This is a genomic window from Streptomyces sp. NPDC046805 (genome assembly GCF_040645355.1).
In the GTDB taxonomy this organism is placed as follows: Bacteria; Actinomycetota; Actinomycetes; order Streptomycetales; family Streptomycetaceae; genus Streptomyces.
Genome location: NZ_JBEYYC010000007.1, coordinates 70,046 through 90,649, shown reverse-complemented (window position 1 = coordinate 90,649; position 20,604 = coordinate 70,046). Strand labels below are relative to the sequence as shown.

Genomic DNA, 20,604 nt, shown 5'->3' with positions numbered 1-20,604 from the left:
CGTTGCCGGAAAAATCCGCGGACATAGACCCTCGAATGCCACGGCCAACACCCTTGACATCACTGGCCACTTGACGCCCTACTGAGTACTGCGCACGGAAGTTGACAACGTTGTCCGACGTGAGCTCAGGGAGGGTGTCGACCGATGCAGCGGAGAGCTCGGCACAGATACGGCAGGGCGGTCGTGCTGACGGCCGCCTTCGTCATGGCGGTGGGCGCGCAGGGGGCGGCGGTCGCCCGGCCTGCCGAAGGTCCGGCGGACGGCGGCACGTTCACGTCCTCCTTCGAGACGGGCGACCCGCAGCCGGACTGGCTGAACACCGTCGACACGGGACCGGACGGGACCCCGCGCTCCTCGGGCGTCGACGGCGGCTACAGCACCGGCATCCCGGGCAATGTCACCGACCACGTCACCGACGTACGGGCGAGCGGCGAGAACGCGGGCGCGGGCGAGGTGAAGGAGAACCTCGTCGACGGCGAACCGGGCACCAAGTGGCTGACGTTCGAGCCCACCGGCTGGGTCGAGTTCGACCTGGACAAGCCCATCAAGCTGGCGACGTACGCGCTCACCTCGGCCAACGACTTCGCCGAGCGCGACCCGAAGGACTGGACCCTCCAGGGCTCCACGGACGGCAAGGACTGGAAGACCGTCGACGGCCGCTCCGGCGAGACCTTCTCCGAGCGCTTCCAGACGAAGACGTACGACCTCGCCGAACCCACCGCCGAATACCAGCACTTCCGGCTCGACGTCACGGGGAACAACGGCGCCTCGAACATCCTGCAACTGGCCGACGTGCAGTTCTCGACGGGCGGCAGCGGCGGACCGGTCCCGCAGGACATGCTCTCGCTCGTCGACCGCGGCCCGAGCGGCTCGCCGACCGCGAAGGCGGGCGCCGGCTTCACCGGCAAGCGGGCCCTCCGATACGCCGGGCGGCACACGGCGGACGGGCGAGCGTACTCGTACAACAAGGTCTTCGACGTGAACGTGCCGGTCGGCGCGGACACCGGGCTGTCGTACCGCATCTTCCCGTCCATGGCCGACGGCGACCGCGACTACGACGCCACGAACGTCTCCGTGGACCTGGCCTTCACCGACGGCACCTACCTGAGCGACCTGGGCGCCACCGACCAGCACGGCTTCCGGCTGTCCCCGCAGGGGCAGGGCGCGTCCAGGGCGCTGTACGTCAACCAGTGGAACAACGTGGCCTCGCGGATCGGTTCGGTCGCCGCGGGCAAGACCGTCGACCGCATCCTGGTGGCGTACGACTCCCCGAAGGGCCCGGCGAAGTTCCGCGGCTGGCTCGACGACGTGGCGATCAAAGCGGTCGCGCCCGAGAAGCCCAAGGCCCACCTCGCCGACTACGCGCTGACCACCCGCGGCACCAACTCCAGCGGCAGCTTCTCGCGCGGCAACGACTTCCCGGCGACCGCGGTGCCGCACGGCTTCAACTTCTGGACGCCGGTGACCAACGCGTCCTCGCTGAGCTGGCTGTACGAGTACGCGCGGGCGAACAACGACGCCAACCTGCCGACGATCCAGGCGTTCAGCGCGAGCCATGAGCCGAGCCCCTGGATGGGCGATCGGCAGACCTTCCAGCTGATGCCGTCCGCCGCGTCGGGCACTCCCGACACCGGCCGCGCGGCACGGGCCCTCGCCTTCCGCCACGAGAACGAGACGGCACGGCCGTACTACTACGGGGTGCGGTTCGAGAACGGCCTGAAGGCGGAGATGACGCCGACCGACCACGCGGCCGCGCTGCGCTTCACCTACCCGGGCACCGACGCGAGCGTGCTGTTCGACAACGTCACCGAGCAGGCGGGCCTCACGCTCGACAAGGAGCACGGCATCGTCACCGGCTACTCCGACGTGAAGTCGGGCCTGTCGACGGGGGCGACGCGGCTCTTCGTGTACGGCGTCTTCGACAAGCCGGTGACGGACGGCACGTCGAGCGGCGTCAAGGGCTACATGCGCTTCGCCGCGGGCGCCGACCACACCGTCACCCTGCGCCTGGCGACCTCGCTGATCGGCGTGGACCAGGCGAAGGACAACCTGCGCCAGGAGATCCCCGACGGCACCTCGTTCGACACGGTCGAGTCCCGTGCCCGAAGCGCCTGGGACAAGCTGCTCGGCAAGGTCGAGGTCGAGGGCGCGACCCCGGACCAGCTGACCACCCTGTACTCCAGCCTCTACCGGCTGTACCTGTACCCCAACTCGGGCTTCGAGAAGGTCGGTTCGACGTACAAGTACGCCTCGCCCTTCTCCCCCATGCCGGCCCCGGACACCCCGACCCACACGGGGGCGAAGATCGTCGACGGCAGGGTGTACGTCAACAACGGCTTCTGGGACACCTATCGGACGACATGGCCGGCGTACTCGTTCCTGACGCCAGGTCAGGCAGGCGAGATGGTGGACGGTTTCGTGCAGCAGTACAAGGACGGCGGCTGGACCTCCCGCTGGTCCTCCCCCGGCTATGCCGACCTGATGACCGGCACCTCCTCGGACGTCGCGTTCGCCGACGCGTACGTCAAGGGCGTCCACTTCGACGCGAAGGCGGCGTACGACGCGGCCCTGAAGAACGCCACGGTCGTCCCCCCGTCGTCGGGCGTGGGCCGCAAGGGCATGTCGACCTCACCCTTCCTCGGCTACACCAGCACCGACACGCACGAGGGCCTGTCCTGGGCGATGGAGGGCTACGTCAACGACTACGGCATCGCGCAGATGGGCGACGCCCTGTACAAGAAGACGGGCGAGAAGCGCTACCAGGAGGAGTCCCAGTACTTCCGCAACCGCGCCCGGGACTACGTGAACCTCTTCGACAAGAAGGCCGGCTTCTTCCAGGGCCGGGACGCGCAGGGCAACTGGCGCGTGGACTCGGCTTCGTACGACCCGCGCGTGTGGGGCTACGACTACACGGAGACCAACGGCTGGGGCTACGCCTTCACCGCCCCGCAGGACAGCCGGGGCCTCGCCAACCTGTACGGCGGGCGAGGGGCGTTGGCCGACAAGCTGGACTCGTACTTCGCCACGCCGGAGACGGCCTCCCCCGAGTTCGTGGGCTCGTACGGCGGCGTCATCCATGAGATGACCGAGGCGCGGGACGTACGGATGGGCATGTACGGCCACTCCAACCAGGTCGCGCACCACGTGATCTACATGTACGACGCGGCCGGCAAGCCCTGGAAGGCGCAGCAGCGCGTCCGCGAGGCGCTCTCCCGCCTCTACACGGGCAGCGAGATCGGCCAGGGCTACCACGGCGACGAGGACAACGGCGAGCAGTCGGCCTGGTACCTCTTCTCCGCGCTCGGCATCTACCCGTTGGTGATGGGCAGCGGCGAATACGCCATCGGCTCCCCGCTGTTCAAGAAGGCGACCGTCCACCTGGAGAACGGCAAGGACCTGGTGATCAACGCACCGGCGAACAGCGCGAAGAACGTCTACGTGCAGAGCCTGAAGGTCAACGGCACTGCCTGGACGTCGACTTCACTCCCCCACTCGCTGCTCGCGAAGGGCGGAGTCCTGGACTTCCGCATGGGCTCGAAGCCCTCGACCTGGGGCACCGGGGCGAACGCGGCCCCGGTCTCCGTCACCCGGGACGACAAGGTCCCGACGCCGCGGGCGGACGTGCTGAAGGGCTCCGGCGCCCTGTTCGACAACACGTCGGCGACGGCGGCGACGGTGACGTCCGTGAGCCTGCCGGTGGGCGGGGCGGTGAAGCCGGTCCAGTACACGCTGACGTCGTCGACCGACCGCACTACGGCGCCCCAGGGCTGGTCCCTCCAGGGCTCGACGGACGGCACGGCCTGGAAGACCCTGGACCGGCGCTCCGGCCAGTCGTTCGCCTGGAACCGGCAGACCCGGGCGTTCACGATCGCCGACCCGGGCTCGTACACGGAGTACCGGCTGGTCCTGAGCGGGAAGGCGACGCTGGCGGAGGTGGAGTTGCTGGGCTGAGGGCACACAGCACGCACGAGGGCCGCACCCCCGTCACCGGGGATGCGGCCCTCGACTGCTGTTCCGTAAGGCTTACTTGCGGATCAGGTTGCGCAGCACGTACTGCATGATGCCGCCGTTGCGGTAGTAGTCCGCCTCGCCGGGGGTGTCGATGCGGACGACCGCGTCGAACTCGACGCCCGTGTCCGTCGTCACCTTGACTGTGCGCGGCGTGGTGCCGTTGTTGAGCTCCTCGACGCCGGTGAAGGAGAAGGTCTCCTCGCCGGTCAGGCCGAGGGCCTCGGCCGTGGCGCCCTCCGGGAACTGGAGCGGGAGCACGCCCATGCCGATGAGGTTCGAGCGGTGGATGCGCTCGTAGGACTCGGCGATGACGGCCTTGACGCCGAGGAGCGCGGTGCCCTTGGCGGCCCAGTCGCGGGACGAGCCGGAGCCGTACTCCTTGCCGGCCAGGACGACCAGCGGGGTGCCGGCGGCCTGGTAGTTCTGCGAGGCGTCGTAGATGAAGGCGACCGGGCCGCCCTCCTGCGTGAAGTCGCGGGTGTAGCCGCCCTCGGTGCCCGGCGCGATCTGGTTGCGCAGGCGGATGTTGGCGAACGTGCCGCGGATCATGACCTCGTGGTTGCCTCGGCGCGAGCCGTAGGAGTTGAAGTCACGACGCTCCACACCGTGCTCGGTGAGGTACTGGCCCGCCGGGGTGTCGGCCTTGATCGCGCCGGCCGGGGAGATGTGGTCGGTGGTGACCGAGTCGCCCAGCTTGGCGAGGACGCGCGCACCGGCGATGTCGCCGACCGGGGCCGGCTCCATGCCCATGCCCTCGAAGTACGGGGGCTTGCGGACGTACGTCGACTCGGCGTCCCACTCGAAGGTGTTGCCGGTCGGGATCGGCAGCGACTGCCACTGGGCGTCGCCGGCGAAGACGTCCTCGTAGGACTTGGCGAACATGTCCTCGCCGATCGCGTTGGCGACGACGTCGTTGACCTCGGCCTCGGTCGGCCAGATGTCGGCCAGGTAGACCGGCTTGCCGTCCTGGTCGATGCCGAGGGCGTCCTTGGTGATGTCCACCTTCATGGAACCCGCGAGGGCGTACGCGACGACCAGCGGCGGGGAGGCCAGGTAGTTCATCTTGACGTCGGGGTTGATACGGCCCTCGAAGTTCCGGTTGCCGGAGAGGACCGAGGTGACCGCGAGGTCGTGGTCGTTGACGGCCTTGGAGACCTCGTCCGGCAGCGGGCCGGAGTTGCCGATGCAGGTGGTGCAGCCGTAGCCGACGAGGTTGAAGCCGACCTTGTCGAGGTACGGGGTCAGGCCCGCCTTCTCGAAGTAGTCGGTGACGACCTTCGAGCCCGGGGCGAGGGTGGTCTTGACCCACGGCTTGCGGGTCAGGCCCTTCTCCACGGCCTTCTTGGCGACGAGCGCCGCGGCGACCATGACGTACGGGTTCGAGGTGTTGGTGCAGGAGGTGATGGCCGCGACCGTCACCGCACCGTGGTCCAGGGTGTAGGTCGTGCCGTCGGGGGCGGTGACCGTGACCGGGTTGGACGGGCCGCCGTTGGGGTGGACCGCCGGCGAGTCGGAGGCCGGGAAGGACTCCTCGCCCGCCTCGTCGGAGGTGGTGGTGACGTAGTTGAGGACGTCCGTCTTGAACTGCTCGGCGGCGTTCGCGAGGACGATGCGGTCCTGCGGGCGCTTCGGGCCGGCGATGGACGGGACGACCGTCGACAGGTCCAGCTCGAGCTTCTCGGAGAAGTCGGGCTCGGCCGCCGGGTCCAGCCAGAGGCCCTGCTGCTTGGCGTAGGCCTCGACGAGCGCGACCTGCTGGTCGGAGCGGCCGGTCAGGCGCAGGTAGTTCAGGGTCTCGTCGTCGATCGGGAAGATCGCGGCGGTGGAGCCGAACTCCGGCGACATGTTGCCGATGGTGGCGCGGTTGGCGAGCGACGTCGCGGCCACACCCTCGCCGTAGAACTCGACGAACTTGCCGACCACACCGTGCTTGCGCAGCATCTCGGTGATGGTCAGCACCAGGTCGGTGGCGGTCGTGCCGGGCTTGAGCTCACCGGTCAGCTTGAAGCCGACGACGCGCGGGATGAGCATCGACACCGGCTGGCCGAGCATCGCGGCCTCGGCCTCGATGCCGCCGACGCCCCAGCCGAGGACGCCGAGGCCGTTGACCATGGTGGTGTGCGAGTCGGTGCCGACCAGGGTGTCGGGGTACGCCTTGCCGTCACGCACCATGACGACACGAGCGAGGTGCTCGATGTTGACCTGGTGGACGATGCCGGTGCCCGGCGGGACGACCTTGAACTCGTCGAAGGCGGTCTGGCCCCAGCGCAGGAACTGGTAGCGCTCCTTGTTGCGGCCGTACTCGAGCTCCACGTTCGCCTTGAAGGCGTCGTTCGTGCCGAACTTGTCGGCGATCACCGAGTGGTCGATGACCAGCTCGGCCGGGGCCAGGGGGTTGATCTTCGCCGGGTCGCCGCCGAGCTCCTTGACGGCCTCACGCATGGTGGCGAGGTCGACGACACAGGGCACGCCGGTGAAGTCCTGCATGATCACGCGGGCCGGCGTGAACTGGATCTCCTGCGACGGCTGGGCCTGGGAGTCCCAGCTGCCGAGGGCACGGATGTGGTCGGCGGTGATGTTCGCGCCGTCCTCCGTGCGGAGCAGGTTCTCCAACAGGACCTTGAGGCTGTACGGCAGCCGGGCCGAGCCCTCCACCTTGTCCAGCCGGAAGATCTCGTACGACTCGTCGCCCACCTGCAGCGTGCTGCGGGCGTCGAAGCTGTTCGCCGACACGACAGTCTCCTTCATTGATGTGCGCGTTCCACCGCAATCCTGCCGCCATGTCTCTTGAGCCCGTCCGCTAAGGTAAGGCTAAGTTAGGTGACCCTTACCGGATGGCGGCCGTGGTGCGCCTCGGCAGATATCTCGATGTCGAGATAACTGTAGTACATGGGGGCCGGGATGGTCATGCCCGGCCCGTGCGGCGAGACGGCCGCCCGCCCACACGGGCGCCCCGCCTACGCGCTCACGCGACAGCCACCCCCTCAATGCCCCACTCCTCCCCTAAGGCCGCTATGCCCGCCTTTCACACGACACCACATGACATCGCACTAAAATGCGTGACGAACTGACACCTCTCGGATGGCACTACCCCCGTACCACCAGGAATGACTGACGCCCCGTCACCCACACGGACCCCACAAGAGGCGCCATCTCATATCTGAGATAGCCTCACCCTCATGTCAGACGACTACCTCGTACGTATCGGCAAGCTCATCCGTGACGCGCGACAGCACCGGGGCTGGACACAGGCCCAGCTCGCGGAGGCGCTCGGCACCAGCCAGAGCGCCGTCAATCGCATCGAGCGCGGCAACCAAAACATCAGCCTTGAGATGATCGCCCGAATCGGTGAAGCCCTGGACAGCGAAATCGTCTCACTGGGCTACGCGGGCCCGATGCACCTGCGGGTGGTCGGCGGCCGCCGGCTGTCCGGTGCCATCGACGTGAAGACGAGCAAGAACGCGTGCGTCGCCCTGCTGTGCGCCTCGCTCCTCAACAAGGGGCGCACGGTGCTGCGCCGCGTCGCCCGCATCGAGGAGGTGTACCGCCTTCTGGAGGTGCTCGGCTCGATCGGCGTGCGCACCCGGTGGATCAACGACGGGGTCGACCTGGAGATCGTGCCGCCGGCCGAGCTGGAGCTCGAGTCGATCGACGCCGAGGCGGCCGTACGCACGCGCTCCATCATCATGTTCCTCGGCCCGCTGCTGCACCGTATGGACCAGTTCAAGCTGCCGTACGCCGGCGGCTGCGACCTCGGCACGCGGACCATCGAGCCGCACATGATCGCGCTGCGCCGGTTCGGCCTGGAGGTCGCCGCCACCGAGGGCCAGTACCACGCCGTGGTGGACCGCTCGGTACGCCCCAGCCGTCCGATCGTGCTGACCGAGCGCGGGGACACGGTCACCGAGAACGCGCTGCTGGCCGCCGCCCGCCACGACGGCGTCACGGTCATCCGCAATGCGTCCTCCAACTACATGGTCCAGGACCTCTGCTTCTTCCTGGAGGCGCTGGGCGTCCGCGTCGAGGGCATCGGCACCACCACGCTCACCGTCCACGGCGTCCCGAACATCGACGCCGACGTGGACTACTCCCCGTCCGAGGACCCGGTCGAGGCGATGAGCCTGGTGGCCGCCGCGGTGGTGACGGAGTCGGAGCTGACGGTGCGGCGCGTCCCCATCGAGTTCCTGGAGATCGAACTCGCGGTCCTGGAGGAGATGGGCCTCGACCACGACCGCACCAAGGAGTACTTCGCCGACAACGGCCGTACGCGGCTGGTGGATCTGACCGTACGTCCCTCCAAGCTGGAGGCGCCGATCGACAAGATCCACCCGATGCCGTTCCCCGGGCTGAACATCGACAACGTGCCGTTCTTCGCGGCCATCGCGGCGGTCGCACAGGGCCAGACCCTGATCCACGACTGGGTCTACGACAACCGCGCGATCTACCTGACCGACCTCAACCGCCTCGGCGGCCGCCTCCAACTCCTCGACCCGCACCGGGTGTTGGTCGAGGGTCCGACCCGCTGGCGCGCGGCCGAGATGATGTGCCCGCCGGCGCTGCGTCCCGCGGTGGTCGTGCTGCTGGCGATGATGGCGGCCGAGGGCACGTCCGTGCTGCGCAACGTGTATGTCATCAACCGGGGTTACGAGGATCTCGCCGAGCGCCTGAACTCGATCGGGGCGCAGATCGAGATCTTCCGGGACATCTGAACGGCGCGGTGTCGTGCCCCCTGGAGGCAAGGGGGCACGACACCTGTGTGCGCCGGATGGGAGGGGGTGGCGGATCAGCAGGCAGCGTGCCGGCCGCGTGGTGTCCGTCTTCGGTGGGCGCAGGCGCGGGTGGAGCGGAGCGTCGGGGCTACCAACCCGTCACGGTGGCATGCATCTCCCAGACCAGGATCTCGGTCTCGTGGGAGAGGGCCCGGACGCGTTGGCCACCGGTCGCCGTGAGGCGTACGGCGTCGCCCTCGTAGAGCTGCCCGGTCTCTTCCATGTCCACCGATCCTCGCGCCACGAAGAGGTGGGTGAACGGTGCGTCCGGAATCTCGACGGCTTGGTTCTCGCTCAGCCGCGCGACGTGCAATGCCGCGTACTTGTTCTTGATGCGAATGGCTGTGGCGTCGGCGTCACGTTCCATTCCGGATGCCACGACGGCCAGCTTGCCGCGGAGCAAGTCGTCGGGCAGTTCCAGTTGTTCGTACCCCGGCTTGATGCGGGATTCGTCAGGGGCCACCCACATCTGAATGAAGTGGACGGGTTCGTTGGTGTTCTCCGTGCCCTGCAGGCGCCATGCGTCATTCTTCTCGGAGTGGAGAATCCCGGTCCCGGCGCTCATCCTCTGCGCGAGTCCCGGGTAGATCACCCCGGAGTGGCCGGTCGAGTCCTGGTGGACGAGAGAGCCACGCAGCACCCACGTCACGATCTCCATGTCCTGGTGGGGGTGGGTCTCGAATCCCTGCCCCGAGGTGACGACGTCGTCGTTGTTCACCAACAGCAGCCCGTGGTGGGTGTTGTTCGGGTCGAAGTGTTCCGAGAACGAGAAGGAGTGCCTGGAGCGGAGCCACGACAGCTCCGTCGCGAAACGGTCCGAGGCGCGCCTGACGTCGACGGTCGGCTGCAAGGCCGGAGACCCCATGATGTCCTCAACTCTCCTGGTGTTCTGGAATCCTGGTGATCTGGACACTCGTCCGGTTTCTCAGCGGCTGCTTCTGGCATCGGGCGGTACGACGACCTCAGGGACGTTCTCCAGAGCCGTGCCCGGCACATGCAACTGCCGACAGTGCTGCTCGGCGATCTCGGCACAGATCTCGGCCACCTGTTCACACACGGGACCACCGAGGTCCGCCGCGCTGAGCGCCATCAGCATCTTGTACCGAAGGTCGTCCGACATTCCTGCTCCCGGTGATGGATGGATCATGCGTGAGTGAACGCCTCTTCGATCCATGAGGCGAAACTCGTCCAGCGCACGGACGGATACGACGCCTTGAGGGCCGGAATGTCGACCCGGTACCCCTCGCTGTGCAGGAAGTCCCACATCGCACCCATGTCGGCGCTGGAGGCGTAGACGTCGGAAACCGGCACGGTCACGGGCTGCACGGACCGTCCCAGAACGCGTGCCACGTCCTCGGCCATCTGCGCCAGAGTCGGATCGTCGGAGGCGATCTCGATCCGCATGCCCAGATGGGGCTCGGGATTCTTGATCACGTGTGCGACGAAGGCCCCCAGATCCGGCCGGGCCGACTGCTGAAGGCGCTGCTCCGGCTCCAGCGGAAGGGGAAGAAGGCCGTTCAGCAGGTTTTCCGTGTCACCACGGATGTTGTCGAAGAAGTAGGTGGGCCCGATCACCGTCCAGGGGAGTCGCGTCTCACCGATCATCGTCTCGATGAGGTACTTGCTCTGGAAGTGCGGCACCCCGGAGTCACGGTCGGCTCCGGCCACCGACGAGAAGACCAGGTGCGGCACCTGAGCCCTGACAGCTGCCGCGACGATCGATCTGCCCTGCCGGACCTCGGCCTCCACTCCTTCCTCGAACGGCGTGGTGACGGCGAACACCGCTCGCACACCGGTGAAGGCGGGAACGAGGCTGTCCGCGTCCTCGAGGTCGCCGGGCACCACGTCCACTCCTCGCTCCTGCAGCGCTCTCGCCCGTGCCGAACGGGGCGAACGCACGACTGCCCGCACCGGCACACCCTCCGCCAGCAGAGCCTGGACAACCGCACCACCCTGGCCCCCGGTCGCGCCCAGGACCGCCACAGGCTGATTCATGCTCACCTACCTACTTTCCAGGTCGAAAGCGGTCGAGTGCCGAACGCGGAGGCGGGTCCAGCTCCCGCTCTTCATCCGCTATGGGCACGTTATGCCCGATTCGGCGATGCTTCGCCCTGTGCTACTCCTCGTGCCACTCCTCTTCGCCGCCGTCCGTTTGCGGGGGAGCGGGACGGCGCCGAGACTTTTCGAGTAGGTCCAGGGAGGTATTCCGTGAGTGGTGCCGCCGAGCGGCTCAGCGCCGAGGACCAGCTCGCCATTCTGGAATTGGCAGCCCGTTACTGGAACGCCGTCGACCACGGTGACCTGCGAGGATTCGCCGAGACGTTCACCGAGGACGGCAAGCTCGAGAACTTCACGGGCGTCACACAGGGACGCGACGCGCTCGCGCAGTGGCTGCTCGACTTCGAGGCCGAGCGGCTCGGCAACCGGCACTACACGGTGAACCACCTCATCACGAAGATCGATGACAACACCGCGAGGGTGTGGAGCTATCTGGTCATCACGTCCGTCGCGCCTCCGAAGAGAGGCACGCCGCGTGTCGCCGCCGTCGCCGAGTTCGAGGACCGGGTCGTGCGAGTCGACGGGGAGTGGCTGTTCGAGCAGCGCACGATGACCGTGCTCGGCGTGTGACGGACCGGTCGTATGCGTGACGCGCCCAGTGGTCGCATCCCTGTAGCGGCGCCTTGGTAGTTTAGGAATCAATTAGTTCGGCCTGGTGTTGCCGGGACATGAAACGCATCGGATTCCTCTCCTTCGGCCACTGGTCCGACACGCCGCACTCCCAGACCCCGACGGCCTCGGACACCCTGCTGCAGTCCATCGACCTGGCCGTGGCGGCCGAGGAGCTCGGTGCCGACGGCGCCTACTTCCGGGTCCACCACTTCGCCCAGCAGCTCGGCTCACCGTTCCCGCTGCTCGCCGCGATCGGCGCGAAGACGTCACGTATCGAGATCGGTACTGGCGTGATCGACATGCGCTACGAGAACCCGATGTACATGGCCGAGGACGCCGGCGCCGCGGATCTCATCTCCGGCGGCAGGCTCCAGCTCGGCGTGAGCCGTGGATCCCCGGAGCAGGTCATCGACGGATGGCGGTACTTCGGCTACGAGCCGAGCGAGGGCGACACCGACGGCGACATGGCCCGCAAGCACACCGAGGTGCTGCTGACGGTGCTCCAGGGCAAGGGCTTCGCCCAGCCGAACCCGCGCCCCATGTTCGCCAACCCGCCGGGGCTGCTGCGCATCGAGCCGCACTCCGAAGGGCTGCGGGAGCGGATCTGGTGGGGCGCGAGCTCCAACGCGACCGCGTCCTGGGCGGCCAAGCTCGGCATGAACCTGATGAGCTCGACCCTCAAGGACGACGAGGGCGGGGCACCGTTCCACGTGCAGCAGGCGGCACAGATCCGGGCGTTCCGCGAGGCGTGGGCCGAGGCGGGCTGGGAGCGCGAGCCGCGCGTCTCGGTGTCGCGGAGCATCTTCGCGCTCACCGACGACCGGGACCGCGCGTACTTCGGACGCGACGGCGACAGTAGCGACCACGTCGGCAACATCGACGCCAAGACGCGGGCGATCTTCGGCCGTACGTACGCCGCCGAGCCCGACGTCCTGGTGAAGCAGCTGGCCGAGGACGAGGCGATCCAGGAGGCCGACACGCTGCTGCTGACCGTGCCCAACCAGCTCGGCGTCGCCTACAACACGCACGTACTGGAGAGCATCCTCACCCACGTCGCCCCGGCACTCGGCTGGCGCTGACCGTCACTCGGCGGGGACTCGAGAAGTCGTGACCGACGGTCGGTGCCCACGGAGCCGACCGTCGGGGGCGACCTTGTGCCGACCTTGTGCCTGGGCTCGGGCCCAGCTGGGGCGCCGTCCCGCGGTGAGACTCGGGGAAGGCGGTCGGGTCGAGGTTCACCGCAAGCCGCCCAGCTCCTCGACCCGCGGCTTCTCCGGTGCCGGACCCGTCACCGACATTTCACCGAACCATCACCGCCTGACCGGCGTGTTACGGGCAGACAGTGGGCCAGGGGGGCCGTTCACGACGTTCAAGAGGTGGGGGCAACGCATGCGGGACGGCCGGTGGAGCACCGTCACTGACTCCGAGTTCGAGCACGAGCGCCGGGGGCTGGAGGCCATCCGGGAGAGGCTGCCCGACTCCGACCCGTGGCGTGCCTGGTCGAACTTCACGTTCACCGCCACCACGGGGCACGTCCGCGAGGTGGACCTCCTCGTCGTCGCCCCTGGTGGCGTCTACATGATCGAGCTGAAGAACTGGCACGGCTCGGTCACCCATGAGAACGGCACCTGGGTGCAGATCACGCCGGGCGGCCGCCGCGCCCCGCACGGCAATCCGCTGCACCTGGTCAACAAGAAGGCGAAGGAACTGGCCGGCCTGCTCGGCCAGAACGGCAAGCGGGTGTGGGTCGGTGAGGCCGTCTGCTTCACCGAGGGCTCCCTGCGCATACGCCTCACGGCCCACGACCAGAACGGCGTGTACAAGGTCGACGACCTGGTGGCCATGCTGAAGCAGCCGCCGCGCGACGCACGCCATCGGATCACCGCGATCGACTCCCGCGAGATCAAGGCCGCGCTGGAACGGGTCGGCATCCGGCGCAGCGACGCCGAGTACAAGGTCGGCCCCTATCTCCTCGAACGCAAGGCGTTGGACACCGGCCGGACTTGGGCCGACTACTCGGCCCGGCACAGCGAGTTACCGGAGACCGCGCGCGTGCGCATCTATCTGCGTGAGCGCGGCTCCGACGCCGCCATGCGGCAGTCCGTGGAGAACGCGGCACGGCGCGAGGCGGCGGTCCTGCGCCGCTTCAAGCACCCCGGCGTGGTCCAGCTCAAGCAGTACGACCCCTCGGGGCACTCCGCGGGACCGGCCCTGATCTTCGACTACCACCCGGGGACCCTCCGCCTGGACGACTACCTGCTCCAGTACGGTGCGAAGCTCGACGTCTTCGGCCGCATGGCACTGGTGCGGCAGCTGGCGGAGACGATGCGGTCGGCCCACTCCAGCCGCATCTACCACCGCGCGCTGGCCGCCCGCTCCGTGCACGTCGTACCGCGCGGCCGCCGCCCCCGCGGCGACGCGAACGGCGAGGAGGCCGCCTGGCTCACCCCTCACCTGCAGATATCCGACTGGCAGATAGCGACGCAGCGCGGCACCGGCCACGGCATGACGCGGTTCGCACCCACGGCGCTGTCCGCACTGCACCTGTCCGACGACGCGGACCCGTACCTCGCCCCCGAGTTGACCGCCCTCAAGGCCGACCCGGTGTATCTGGACGTGTACGGACTCGGCGTCCTCACGTACCTCCTCGTGACCGGCAAGGCCCCGGCCGCGAGCCAGGCCGAGTTGCTGGCCCGGCTGGAGGCCGGCGAGGGCCTGCGGCCCAGCTCGCTGGTGGACGATCTGTCGGAGGACATCGACGACCTCGTGCAGGCGGCCACCGCGTACCGTCCCGAGCAACGGCTGTCCACGGTCGACGAGTTCCTGGAGATGCTGGAGTGCGTCGAGGACGCGCTGACCGCACCGGCCGCCGTCCCCGAGACGCCCGAGAAGGACCCCTTGGAGGCGGCCAAGGGCGATGTCCTCGCGGGCCGTTGGGAGGTACTGCGCCGCCTCGGCACCGGCTCCACCAGTCGCGCCTTCCTCGTCCGCGACCTAGAGGCGGAGGCCCGCAGGAACCGTACGTTCGCCGTGCTGAAGGTGGCACTGACCGACGCGCGCGGCGAGATCCTCACCCGCGAGGCCGAGGTGATGGGCCGGCTGCGCCCCGATTCCCGCGTGATCCGCCTGGTCGAGCCGGAGCCGCTGCGCATCGGCGGCCGTACCGTCCTCGTCCTGGAGTACGTCGGCGACGAGCGCGAGGAGTCGGCCGAGGAGGCCGAGTCCGGCGGCAGCCGCACGCGCCGCCGTGAGGAGACCGTCGCGCGCCAACTGCGCGAACAGGGCCGTCTGTCCATGGACCAGCTGGAGGCGTACGGCGACTACCTCTTCGGCGCCGTGGACTTCCTGGAGGGCGAGGGCGTCTGGCACCGCGACATCAAGCCGGACAACATCGCCATCCGCGTCCGCCCGAACCGCACCCGCGAACTGGTGCTGATCGACTTCTCGTTGGCGGGCTACCCGGCCAAGGACTACGAGGCGGGCACCGACGGCTACCTGGACCCGTTCATCGGCACGCTGACGCGCACCGCGTACGACTCGAACGACCCGCGCCGAGTTGCAGCGCCGCCAGCGCGAGTGGGGCCAACTTCTGCGAACGGCACCGGTGTCGCCGCTGACGCCGAAGGGCCGGGCGGAGAGCAAGGAGGAACTGGAGCAGGTGACGGGCGCGGAGTCCGCCGTGGCCGGTGCGCCGCCGACCGGCGAGGCAGCCGGCACCCGGCCCGGATCGCCCCTGCGCGGACTAAGCCTGGACACCCTGGCCACGCTCTTCGTCCCGGAACTGAACAACAACGGCGCCAACCGCGACAAGGTCGAGACCGTGAGCCTCCTGCTGCGCATGCCTGACGAGCGCGGCGAGTTGCCCGACATCGGGGTATGGCCGTTCCAGAAGGACGTGGCCGACCGGATCGGCCAGTCGGCGCCCCAGGTGTCGCGGCTGATGAAGGAGGAACGCAAGCGCTGGAAGAAGCACCCGGCGGTGCAGGCGCTGCGCGCGGAGATCATCGAGCTGCTGGAGGGCCTGGGCCGGGTCGCCTCGGCGGCGGAGATCGCCGACGCGTTGGCGGTGCGCCGGGGCACCCAGCTCGCCGAGCGCGAGCAGCGGCGCGCGCTGGCCCTGGCGGCGGTGCGTGCGGTCGTGCAGGTCGAGCAACTCGACCCGGAGAGCGCCCAGTTCCAGCACATACCCAACCGGAGGGCGACGGAGGAGTCCCTGGGCGCGGGCCTGCTCGCACTGGACGTCCGCGAGGCGGACGAGGAGGCAGGCACGCCCGGCGACCCGCCGGACACCCCGACGGCTCCGGGTCTCCTGGACTACGCGATGCGGCTGGGCAGGAAGGCCGATGCCCTGGCCAAGCTGGACACGCTGCCGACGGCGGCCACCGTGCTCGGCGAACTGACGACGCTCACCCCGCCGCCGGGCGCGATCGAGTGGGACGAACGCCGCCTGGTGGAGCTGGCCGCGGCGGCCTCGCTCAACGCGGCGGCGACGCCTCGCCTGGAGATCTACCCGCGCGACCTGTCTCTCGTACGGGCGTTGCGGCTGACGCAGGCGGGCCTGGTCCGGCTCACGCCGGGCATGCGGGAAGGGCTCCAGCCGGGCCTGACGCCCGACGCCGTCCACGAGCGGATACGGGCGCGCTTCCCGAAGCTGGTCGTCCCCGACGGCCGGGGTGGCGTCACGCACGACCTGCCGCTCGGCGGCGCCCTCACCAAGGCCCTGCGGGACGCGGGTTTCGACCTGGCCCTCTCGACCCACGAGGGCGAGAAGACGCTGCGCTACCTGCCGACCCGGATGGACAACGCGTCGAGCTACGTGACGACGCGCGCCGGTCGACGGACGACGGACGTGGGCGCGATAACGCGGTACTCCGACGACCCGACCCTGGCGGGGGCGGTCCGTGCGGAGGAACGCCTGGCGGCGTCGGCGCGGCGGGACGGCTACCGGGTGCTGACGGTGCGGGTCGAGCGTTCCCGCACGGCGGTGGAGCAGTTGGGCCGCGCGGACCGCACCGGGGCGGAGGTCGTCTCGGTGACGGAGCTGTTCCTGGAGGCGATGCACGCGCTCGTCCCGCCGGGGACCAAGCCGACGTGGGGGACGCTGCTCAAGGCGGATGTGGCGGAGCCCGGTTCGCGGGGAGCGGTGAAGTTCGCGGAGTACGCGCGGACGGCTTGGGGGGCGGTGGAGCCTCGGGTGCGGGAGCTTCTGGAGGGTGCGGGGGCTGTGGCGGGTGCGGCTTCGGGTCCGGTGCTCCTGACGGACGCGGCCGTGTTCTCGCGGTACGACGCGATGGGCGTCCTGGACCGGCTGGCGGAGGTCGCTCGGCAGGGCGGGCGCGGGCTGTGGCTGCTGGTGCCGCAGGGCGACCCGGCGCGCGAGCCGAGGCTCGGGCAGGTGGCGGTGCCGTATCAGGCCGGCCTGAGCGAGTGGATCGAACTTCCGGACTCGTGGGTGAACAACGCCCACCGGTCCGTCGTGGGTGGGGAACTGAGCGAGGGAGACGACAAGTGATCGACCGCAAGGCCCTGTTAGAGGACTTGAAGAAGCAGGTCAAGGCGGTCGAGACCGACCTCGGCCAACAGGTGAGGGCGATCACCGAGGTCGGAACGCGCCTGAGGTTCGAGTACGAGAAGGCCCGCAAGCTGGGCCGTACGGGGGCGACGTGGAACTCGTGGCTCGACGAGCGCGTCACGCAGGTCGCGGTGGCGTGGGTGCTGGGCACGGTCTTCATACGCTTCTGCGAGGACAACGGCCTCATCCCCGAGCCGTACGTCACGGCACCGGACGACGACGAGCGTGAGCTGGCGCGTGCCCGCTTCGACGAGTACGTGTCGAGCTCGCCGGACCCGACGTACCGCGGCTGGCTTGAGCTGGCGTTCGCGGAGTTGGGGTCGGGGCAGGCGGGTCGGCTGCTGTTCGACCGCAGGCACAACCCGCTGTACCAGATACCCCTTTCCCATGACGGTGCGCAGGAGTTGGTGAACTTCTGGCGGGAGCGGGACGAGTCAGGCGCGCTGGTGCACGACTTCACCGACCCGCTGGAGAAGGACGGCGACGGCACGCGAGGCTGGGACACGCGGTTCCTGGGTGACCTGTATCAGGACTTGAGCGAGGCGGCTCGTAAGACGTACGCGCTGCTTCAAACGCCGGAGTTCGTTGAGGAGTTCATCCTCGACCGGACCATGGATCCGGCGGTGCGGGAGTTCGGCTACGAGGGCCTGAAGATGATCGACCCCACGTGCGGGTCGGGTCACTTCGTGCTGGGCGCGTTTCGGCGGCTGGTTCGGCTGTGGGGGGAAGGGCAGCCTGGGCGGGATGTTCACGAGCGGGTGCGGGCTGCGCTGGATTCGGTGCACGGGGTGGACCTGAATCCGTTCGCTGTGGCTATTGCTCGGTTCCGGTTATTGGTGGCGGCTATGGCTGCGAGTGGGGTGACCAGCATGGCCGAGGCCGGGAAGTATGAGTGGCCGATTCATCTGGCGGTGGGTGACTCTCTCATCAAGCACCGGCACAAGCAGGGCAACTTGTTTGACGGGCTTGTGGAGGAGGGCGCGGACGAACTCGCCGACTTCAAGTATGAGACTGAGGATGTGCATGAACACCCGGATATTTTGACGCCGGGGCGGTATCACGTGGTGGTGGGGAATCTTATATAACGGTTAAGGACAAGAAGCTCAATGAGCTTTATCGGGGACTTTATGACGCATGCACAGGGACATATGCGCTATCGGTTCCGTTCGCACAGCGATTCTTTGAGCTTGCGAAGGTCGGAGATACCGAGAGCAGTCTCGGATATGGCTCGGTCGGGCAAATCACCGCCAATTCCTTCATGAAACGGGAATTCGGGACACGACTGACCGAAACTTACTTCGGCCACGAAGTAGAGCTAACAGAAGTCATTGATACCTCCGGTGCCTACATTCCGGGGCACGGAACCCCAACCATCATCCTCATCGGCAGGCGCCACGGGGGATCCAGCCGTGCAGTTACAGTCCGAACGGTGCGCAGCATCCAAGGGGAGCCTTCTGCGCCGGAAAACGGGGAAGGGCTGGTTTGGAATGCCATCAAGCAGCAGATTGACAAGCCGGGGTCGGTCAGCCAGTGGGTCTCCGTTGATGACTTGGAGCGGAAGCGCTACTTCAGAAAGCGGCCGTGGATTCTGGTCGACGGAGGCCAAGAACTAAGCGATGCTGTCAGTCGGCACTCCATCTGCACGCTGAGGGAGCGGGCAGCGCGCATCGGATTTGTCGGAATGACTCATGCAGATGACGTAATGATCCGGGCACGTCGAGCATGGCCAGCCGAGTTTGCCAGCTTCGTTCGCCAGATCACCGCCGGGGAAGAGGTTCGAGACTGGACTGCCTCAACCAGCAATCAGGTCTTCTACCCCTACTCTTCGGATAGATCTCTGGCACAACTGCCACCGGCAATCGCTGAGGCGCCAGGTCTGTGGCCATACCGGACCGAGCTCGGCAACCGAGCAACCTTCTCCGGAGGGACTTACTACGCGGCCCATCGACCTTGGTGGGAATGGCATCAACTCCCAAAAGATGTTGACGCTCATGAATGGGCTGTCACATTCGCCGAAGTTGCTACGCACAACCACTTCACTCTCGACAGGGGCGGCAAGGTCTTCAAGCAAACAGCGCCTGTCATAAAGCTCAGTGTCGATGCTACCGAAGCAGAACACCTGCAGCTGGTTGGGGTATTGAACAGCTCCACGGCAGCATTGTGGCTCAAGATGAATTGCCACAAGAAGGGCGGCAGCCCAGAGTCAGGCGGAGGGGAATCCGACCAACCTTGGTCTTGGAGCTACCAATTCAACGGCGGCAACGTGGAAAGATGCCCGCTTCCGCTGCAATTCCCTGTCGACCTGACCGTCGAGATCGACAATCTCTCCCAGGAGCTCACAACACTGAGCCCCGCCAGCCTCTTAGTGGAAGCCGCTCCGACTACCCTGGCCCTCCGCAAAGCCCGTGACGCCTGGCGTTCCGTCCGCGCCCGAATGATCGCCCTCCAAGAGGAGCTGGACTGGCAGGTCTACTCGCTCTACAACCTGCACCCCGAAGACCTCCGCGCCTCCGAGGACCCCAACTCCCCCGAAATCCCCCAACTCAACCTCGGCCAACGGGCGTTCGAGATTGTCCTCGCTCGGCGCGTGGCCGCTGGCGAGGCCAGTGACGAGTGGTTCAAGCGGCACGGGTCCACGCCCATCACGGAGATCCCGGCCCACTGGCCCGCCGCCTACCGTGAGGTCGTGCAGAAGCGGATCGACGCCATCGAGTCCAGCCAGGCCATCGGCATGATCGAGCGGCCCGAGTACAAGCGGCGTTGGGCCACCGAGGGTTGGGACGTACTCCAGGAGAAGGCCCTGCGGTCCTGGCTGCTCGATCGGATCGAGAAGCGGGAGCACTGGTACGACGAGAACGGGATGCCCGCCCTCATCACCCTTTCCCGGCTTACCGACATCCTCTCTCGCGACGAGGACTTCGTCTCCGTTGCCAAGATCTACGCCCCTCGCAAGGAACTGCCTGTCGTCGTTGCCGAGTTGATGCCCGACGAGCACGTGCCGTTCCTCGCCGCCCTGCGCTACAAGCCCTCCGGGCTGAAGAAGCGCGAGGACTGGGAGCACGTCTGGGATCTTCAGCGCCAGGAGGACGCCGCGCCTGACGAGCCTGCCAAGATGAAGATCCGGAACTCCATCCCCGTACCGCCGAAGTACACCTCCGCCGACTTCCTACGCCCCTCCTTCTGGCGAGCCCGCGGCAAGCTCGACGTGCCCAAGGAGCGCTTCATCTCGTACGGGAACGCCAACGCCCCTAGCCCCGGGCTTTACGGCTGGGCCGGCTGGGACCACCGCGAGCAGGCTTACGCTATCGACACGTACATCGCCACCCGCGAGGCCATGAGCACCGAGGATGTGACACCGTTCCTCGCCGGACTCCTGGAACTTCAGCCGTGGCTCGACCAGTGGCACAGCGAGGTCGACCCGACCTTCGGTGTCTCACCTGCCGTCTTCATCAAGGGTGACCGGCAGATGGCCCAGGGCGAGCACGGCCTGACGGATGAGGATCTGAGGGCGTGGCGTCCGGCTGCGGCGACCCGTGGACGCCGTACCACCAAGAAGTAACACCGACGGCCCCACGCTCACCC

Annotated in this window: 8 protein-coding genes and 2 pseudogenes; 6 read left to right on the top strand and 4 right to left on the bottom strand. The window is 67.9% G+C overall.

Annotated elements, in window-relative coordinates; genetic code table 11:
• Positions 1–144 precede the first annotated feature (144 nt).
• Complete coding sequence (locus ABZ910_RS10195) at positions 145–3,951, top strand: GH92 family glycosyl hydrolase (protein WP_361361566.1); 3,807 nt, start codon at positions 145–147, stop codon at positions 3,949–3,951.
• Positions 3,952–4,023: 72 nt separating this feature from the next.
• Here the strand turns inward: ABZ910_RS10195 and acnA are convergent, their stop codons facing one another.
• Complete coding sequence (gene acnA / locus ABZ910_RS10190; RefSeq protein WP_361361564.1) at positions 4,024–6,744, bottom strand: aconitate hydratase AcnA; 2,721 nt, start codon at positions 6,742–6,744, stop codon at positions 4,024–4,026.
• A 446-nt stretch (positions 6,745–7,190) separates the two neighbouring features.
• Here acnA and ABZ910_RS10185 point away from each other — a divergent pair, with 446 nt between their 5' ends.
• Entirely contained in the window at positions 7,191–8,720 is a 1,530-nt protein-coding gene (locus ABZ910_RS10185; RefSeq protein ID WP_361361562.1) for a UDP-N-acetylglucosamine 1-carboxyvinyltransferase, read from the top strand.
• 148 nt (positions 8,721–8,868) lie between these two features.
• On the opposite strand, the gene ABZ910_RS10180 is transcribed toward ABZ910_RS10185, so the two are convergent.
• From ABZ910_RS10180 to ABZ910_RS10170, 3 genes are read right to left on the bottom strand one after another with little or no spacing between them, the layout of a single operon-like run.
• The gene (locus ABZ910_RS10180) at positions 8,869–9,645 is read right to left on the bottom strand and encodes a pirin family protein (protein WP_361361560.1); all 777 of its coding nucleotides are present in this window, start codon (positions 9,643–9,645) and stop codon (positions 8,869–8,871) included.
• A 60-nt stretch (positions 9,646–9,705) separates the two neighbouring features.
• Positions 9,706–9,900 carry a hypothetical protein gene (locus ABZ910_RS10175; RefSeq protein WP_361361558.1) on the bottom strand — a complete coding sequence of 65 codons (195 nt, stop codon included), beginning with the start codon at positions 9,898–9,900 and terminating at the stop codon, positions 9,706–9,708.
• A 23-nt stretch (positions 9,901–9,923) separates the two neighbouring features.
• Positions 9,924–10,775: an NmrA/HSCARG family protein gene (locus tag ABZ910_RS10170; protein WP_361361556.1), complete on the bottom strand. Its 852-nt coding sequence runs from the start codon at positions 10,773–10,775 to the stop codon at positions 9,924–9,926.
• 213 nt (positions 10,776–10,988) lie between these two features.
• Here ABZ910_RS10170 and ABZ910_RS10165 point away from each other — a divergent pair, with 213 nt between their 5' ends.
• The 4 genes and pseudogenes from ABZ910_RS10165 to pglX all read left to right on the top strand — a co-directional run bounded on the left by ABZ910_RS10165 (position 10,989) and on the right by pglX (position 20,581).
• The gene (locus ABZ910_RS10165; RefSeq protein WP_361361554.1) at positions 10,989–11,408 is read left to right on the top strand and encodes a nuclear transport factor 2 family protein; all 420 of its coding nucleotides are present in this window, start codon (positions 10,989–10,991) and stop codon (positions 11,406–11,408) included.
• 98 nt (positions 11,409–11,506) lie between these two features.
• The gene (locus ABZ910_RS10160; RefSeq protein WP_361361552.1) at positions 11,507–12,529 is read left to right on the top strand and encodes an LLM class flavin-dependent oxidoreductase; all 1,023 of its coding nucleotides are present in this window, start codon (positions 11,507–11,509) and stop codon (positions 12,527–12,529) included.
• Between the two features lie 310 nt (positions 12,530–12,839).
• Positions 12,840–16,962, top strand: a pseudogene (locus tag ABZ910_RS10155) (NERD domain-containing protein).
• Positions 16,959–20,581: pseudogene (gene pglX / locus ABZ910_RS10150) on the top strand (BREX-2 system adenine-specific DNA-methyltransferase PglX). Before ABZ910_RS10155 ends, pglX begins: the two co-directional pseudogenes overlap by 4 nt.
• Positions 20,582–20,604 lie beyond the last annotated feature (23 nt).